The 5269-nt window shown below is 34.5% G+C and carries 5 protein-coding genes; 2 read left to right on the forward strand and 3 right to left on the reverse strand.

Features of this window, described 5'->3' with window-relative positions; genetic code table 11:
* On the forward strand, nucleotides 1-1574 hold a 1574-nt coding region (locus ABX784_RS15245; protein WP_372655922.1), incomplete at its 5' end, for an ATP-binding protein.
* Here ABX784_RS15245 and recQ read toward each other — a convergent pair.
* From recQ to ABX784_RS15260, 3 genes are read right to left on the reverse strand one after another with little or no spacing between them, the layout of a single operon-like run.
* Nucleotides 1571-3370: a DNA helicase RecQ gene (gene recQ / locus ABX784_RS15250; RefSeq protein ID WP_372655923.1), complete on the reverse strand. Its 1800-nt coding sequence runs from the start codon at nucleotides 3368-3370 to the stop codon at nucleotides 1571-1573. The genes ABX784_RS15245 and recQ overlap by 4 nt on opposite strands.
* 32 nt (nucleotides 3371-3402) lie before the next feature.
* The gene (locus tag ABX784_RS15255) at nucleotides 3403-4266 is read right to left on the reverse strand and encodes a pirin family protein (RefSeq protein WP_372655924.1); all 864 of its coding nucleotides are present in this window, start codon (nucleotides 4264-4266) and stop codon (nucleotides 3403-3405) included.
* Between the two features lie 17 nt (nucleotides 4267-4283).
* Complete coding sequence (locus tag ABX784_RS15260; protein ID WP_372655925.1) at nucleotides 4284-4826, reverse strand: YceI family protein; 543 nt, start codon at nucleotides 4824-4826, stop codon at nucleotides 4284-4286.
* Between the two features lie 102 nt (nucleotides 4827-4928).
* Here ABX784_RS15260 and ABX784_RS15265 point away from each other — a divergent pair.
* Nucleotides 4929-5269 (forward strand): LysR family transcriptional regulator (locus tag ABX784_RS15265; protein WP_372655926.1); only part of this gene is annotated, 341 nt, incomplete at its 3' end.

Genomic DNA, 5269 nt, shown 5'->3' on the forward strand with positions numbered 1-5269 from the left:
TTAAAGAAATGCTCGCAAATAGTGATCTTGATGGTCTTGAAATCTTACTTATAAATAGTAATAACTCTATAGTTTACTCTAATGAAGATAGATATCAGGACAAAAAGTTTGATGATAAATTGAAAAATAAATTTAGTAAAGGCAAAGGCTTTATATCTGGAAGTTATAATTTCAATTTTAAAAACAGAAAGTGGAAACTAATACTCATACAAACAGATCAGTATAATCTTTCTAATCAAACATGGTACGCTTGGTACGTGCTCTCAGGAGGACTCTTCGTATTAAGTATATTCTCATCATTTCTACTTATAATAACAGGTAAAGAGAATTCTTTAAGGCTTATAAAGGATAAACTTGAGAAGTCAGAGTCAATGCTAATAAAGTCTAACGAAGACCTTGAGAAAAAAGTAATAGAGCGAACACAGAAATTAATTAAAGCAAATGAAGTAAAATCAAGCTTTCTTGCTAACATGAGTCATGAAATTAGGACACCGTTAAATGGTATCATTGGTATTTCATCCCTACTCTATGAGAAAGTTGAAAAAGCGGAAAATATTGAATATCTAAATATTATTAAAAAAAGTAGTGAAGACCTACTGCGAATCATTAATGATATATTAGATTTTTCTAAAATAGAGTCAGGCGAGCTAGAAAAAGAAATAACTACTTTTGACTTGTATGATGAGATCATTCAAATAAAGAACCTAATGCAGAGTTCATCTGAAAATAAGAATGACATCTTACTACACTGGGAAGAGGGAACTGAAAAAGTATACTCCTCTGATCGTATTAAAATTAGACAGATTCTTTTAAATATTATTGGAAACTCTAATAAGTTTACCAAGAATGGAAAAATAGAAATAAGAGTAGAAAAAGAAGAGCAACCTCTTGATAGTGATCAACAAAAAATAAAAATAACAATTGAAGATACTGGTGTAGGTATTCCAAAAGACTCTCATGATAAAATTTTCAAATCCTTTATGCAGGCAGATATCTCAACGACAAGAAGATTTGGAGGGACAGGCCTTGGTCTTGCTATAACTAAAGCACTGACTGAATTACTAGAGGGAGAAATATCTTTTGAAAGTGAAGAAGGAGTAGGAACTAAATTCACTATTGTACTTCCATTAGAAAAATCTCAAAATCAAGATCTTTCATTACAGAAAAATACATCTTCCCAAACTCATGACCTCAGTAAAAAAGGAATGGAAATAAGTATTCTTGTTGCAGAGGATAATAAAATAAACCAAATTGTAATAAAGAAAATGCTTTCAAAGTTAGGACTCAAGCACGATCTCGCAGAGAATGGACTAGAAGCTCTAGAGAAGCTAAAGAGTAAAAAATATGACCTTATACTTATGGACTGTCATATGCCGAAGCTTGATGGTCTTGAAGCGACTAGACAAATAATAGAAACTTATCAAGAGGACGCCCCTATTATTGTAGCTGTAAGTGCTTCAGCAATGAAAGAAGAGGTTCAGGCCAGCTATGACTCGGGAATGAAAGACTTTATAAGTAAGCCTGTAAAGGTGAATGATTTTGTACGAGTCGTTAATAAGTTCTTTAAAGATTAACTCTTTGAAATATAAGAATTAATCTCTTTTAGGAAGACATCACTATACTTTTCACACTTACTACTGCCTACTCCGTTTACCATTAGAAATTCATCTTTTGATCTTGGAAGTATTTGACACATATCATGTAGAGACTTATCTCCGAAAACCATATAGGGAGCAAGGCCATTATCTTTAGCAATTAGTTTTCTAACTTTTCTAAGTTCTTCAAATAAATCGTTTCTTTCGTGACTACTTTGAACCTTTTGCGGTGTTGATCTAAGTGTTATTTTTCTCTTCTTGAGTAAAAACTCTTCATCACCTTTTAAAAGACCTTCACTTTTTTTCATTAGGCCTAGGGTTCTATATTCCCAGTTCTTAATGCATATATACTTCAAGTTGAGCAGTTGCCTAATTATTAAGTTCCAATGTGACTTTGTTTCACTTTTTCCTATTCCATAAACAGAGAGCTTCTCATGTCCACGCTCTTCGACTTTCGCGTTCTTACTTCCTCTTAATACATCAACAATATACCCTGCACCATATCTCTGCTCAGTTCTATAAATCGTTGATAGAACTTTTTGAGCATCAACTCTTCCATCCCATGTCTCACCAGGGTGTAAACAAGTATCGCAGTTATGACACTCTAGAGGACTCTCCTCTTCAAAGTATTGTAATAGGAAGTTTCTACGACACTTTGTCGTCTCACAAATAGAAAGCATAGAGTCTAGCTTTGCTCTTGCTACTTTCTTATAATTTTCATGTGCTTCAGTCGTCTCGAGCATTTGAGATAGCTTTATAACATCTTGTAGCCCATAAACCATCCAAGCATTTGCAGCCAGACCATCTCTTCCGGCCCTACCAGTTTCTTGGTAATAACTCTCAACACTCTTAGGTAGATCCAAGTGAGCAACAAACCTCACATCCGGTCTATCAATCCCCATTCCAAAAGCAACTGTTGCGACAATTACAACATTTTCTTCATTGCTAAATGTCTTTTGTGCAAAGTCTCTTTGCTCTCTTGATAGGCCTGCATGATAGGCATAAGACTGATGCCCTCTCTCTCTAAGTTTTTTAGAAACAGCTTCAACTTTTCTTCGTGAAAGACAATAGACTATACCTGTATCACCTTTATGATTCTTATTTATAAATTCATCTAATTGCTTTATTTCATCTTCTCTTTCAAGAATTGTATATTTAATATTTGCTCTATCAAATGAAGATATAAATATATTAGGTGAATCCATTCTTAATTGATGAGTAATGTCAGTTCTAGTCTTCTCATCTGCTGTCGCTGTTAGAGCAAGAATAGGAATATTAGGAAATATATTCTTTAACTCTCCTAGACGTGTATAGTCAGGTCTAAATTCATGCCCCCATTGAGATACACAATGAGCTTCATCAATTGCAACAAGACTTATATTTAAATTTTGAAGGAAGTTCGAAATTCCACCAGAAAGAATTCCTTCAGGAGAAACATAGACTAATTTAACCTCTCCGCTAAGGATTCTCTCTCGCGCTTGGGTTCTTTCATCTTGATCTTGATTTGAATTTAAGTAACAAGCAGAAACACCATTATTAGAAAGATTTGCAACTTGATCACTCATAAGAGAAATAAGTGGAGAAATTACTACAGTCACTCCCTCAAGATATAGGGCCGGAACTTGAAAGCACATAGACTTACCACCACCGGTAGGCATTATTGCTAAAGTGTCGTTACCATCTAATATTGAGTTAATTATATTGAATTGTTCTAAACGAAACTCTTGGTGCCCAAAAGTATCCTTTAATATTGAATGTAGTCTTTCATTTCTCATTTGCAGAGAGTATCAAAAAATTAAATCATCGACTATGACAAATTCCCCATACGATTTGCATTAAAATCCTCTACAGCTTGGACCAGCTCTTCTTTAGTATTCATCACAAAAGGCCCATAAGACTCTACAGGCTCATCGATTGGCTCTCCACTTAATATTAATAACTTAGAGCCATTTACGGCAGGGACTTCATATTCTTCTCCATCTTTTGCTAGCACTAGTCCCTGTTCAGGAGCATATTTCTGATTTGAAATAACAACCTCGCCCTTGATGATTAAAGCAATTGTTGTCATATTATCTGCACAACTATATTTAAATAATCCGCTTTTTGAAAAATTAACTTCTAAGATATTTATTGGGCTATTAGTAGAACATGGGCCTTCTACACCTTTGTATTTTCCTGCTATCACTTTTACTTCATGATTCTTTTCCTTTACGACAGGAAAATCCCTAGCTTCTACGCCTTGATACTTTGGCTCACTCATTTTAAGTTTTGCAGGAAGATTTACCCATAATTGAATCATTGAGAAGTCTCCTCCTCTTTGTGAGAATTCTTCTGAATGAAACTCATCATGAACTACTCCAGAGGCAGCTGTCATCCACTGAACTCCCCCTGGCTTAATGATTCCTCCTCCTCCACTTGAGTCTCGATGTTCAACTTCTCCTTCGAGAGCAAAAGTAACAGTTTCAAAACCTCTATGAGGATGTACACCTACTCCCCTTCTTTTAGAAGTGGGAGAAAAGTTCATTGGTGCTGCAAAATCAAGCATTAAAAAGGGATTTGTATACTTGTAGATAGATGTGCCAGGACTCCATAGTGTGCTTACATAGAACCCATCACCAACCCAATGTTTTCTACTATTTTGTAAAACTTTAACTACTTTTGTCACTGACATATCTCCCTTTTTAAAAATTAATTTTTAAGTACTAATTTAAAGTTTAAAGTCACATCATTGTGGATCATTTTATCTCCAAGGTTTTTGAAGAAATCTCCAGAACCATAAACCATGTCAAATTTAGTTCTATCAAAAGTTAAGACTCCAACATATTCAGAACCAGACTTCTTGTATGAAAACTCAACAGGATTAGACTTTCCTTTGATTGTAAGAACACCTTTAATTTTAGATCCTGTATCACTCTTAACCTCTAGCTTTGCTTCAGGGTATTTTGCAACATTGAAGAAGTCATCACTCTTCATATGGTTTAAAAACTTAGTTGCCCATTCACCAGATAAATCAGTAACTGTAAGAGAGTTTATATCAATCACTAATGTTCCCGACTTGATAATATTTTTCTCATTTAATTCAACACTACCCTTTTTAAGCTTTAACTTACCTGTATGCTCACCAGTTACCTTTGTTCCTTTCCAAGTGAACTCACTTTTTGCAAGATCAACATCTGCAGCAAGTGAAGATAGTGAGAAAATTGTGAGTGCGCTTATTAGTAAATTCTTCATTTTAAATCTCCTTATAGATTAGTTTTTTATTTATTATCGACCAAGAACTTGAGTTGCAATAGGAGACACAATCGAGATATACTGTTTCATCAGAGGAACAGTATGGACTTAAACCTACTTAAAACATTCGCTAAAGTATCAGAATTAGGTAGCTTCACAAAGGCGGCCGAGGCGCTTAAGCAACCTAAGTCAAGAGTAAGTAGAGCAATTTCTCGACTAGAGAAAGAGCTAGAAATAGGACTTATCAGAAGAACAACAAGACAAATCTCCTTAACCAGTGAAGGAAAAGAGTTTTATCAAAAAATTCAAAAGCTTATCGATAAGCTAGAGGAAGAAGTTGAACATATAAGTGATAGTAAGAAGGAAATTAGTGGAGTTTTAAGAATCACAGCTCCTGAAGATTTAGGGCAATCTACACTCTTAGACATTATTGCAAAGTATAA

Origin of the sequence: Halobacteriovorax sp., assembly GCF_041587335.1 — a bacterium.
Classification (GTDB): Bacteria; Bdellovibrionota; Bacteriovoracia; order Bacteriovoracales; family Bacteriovoracaceae; genus Halobacteriovorax.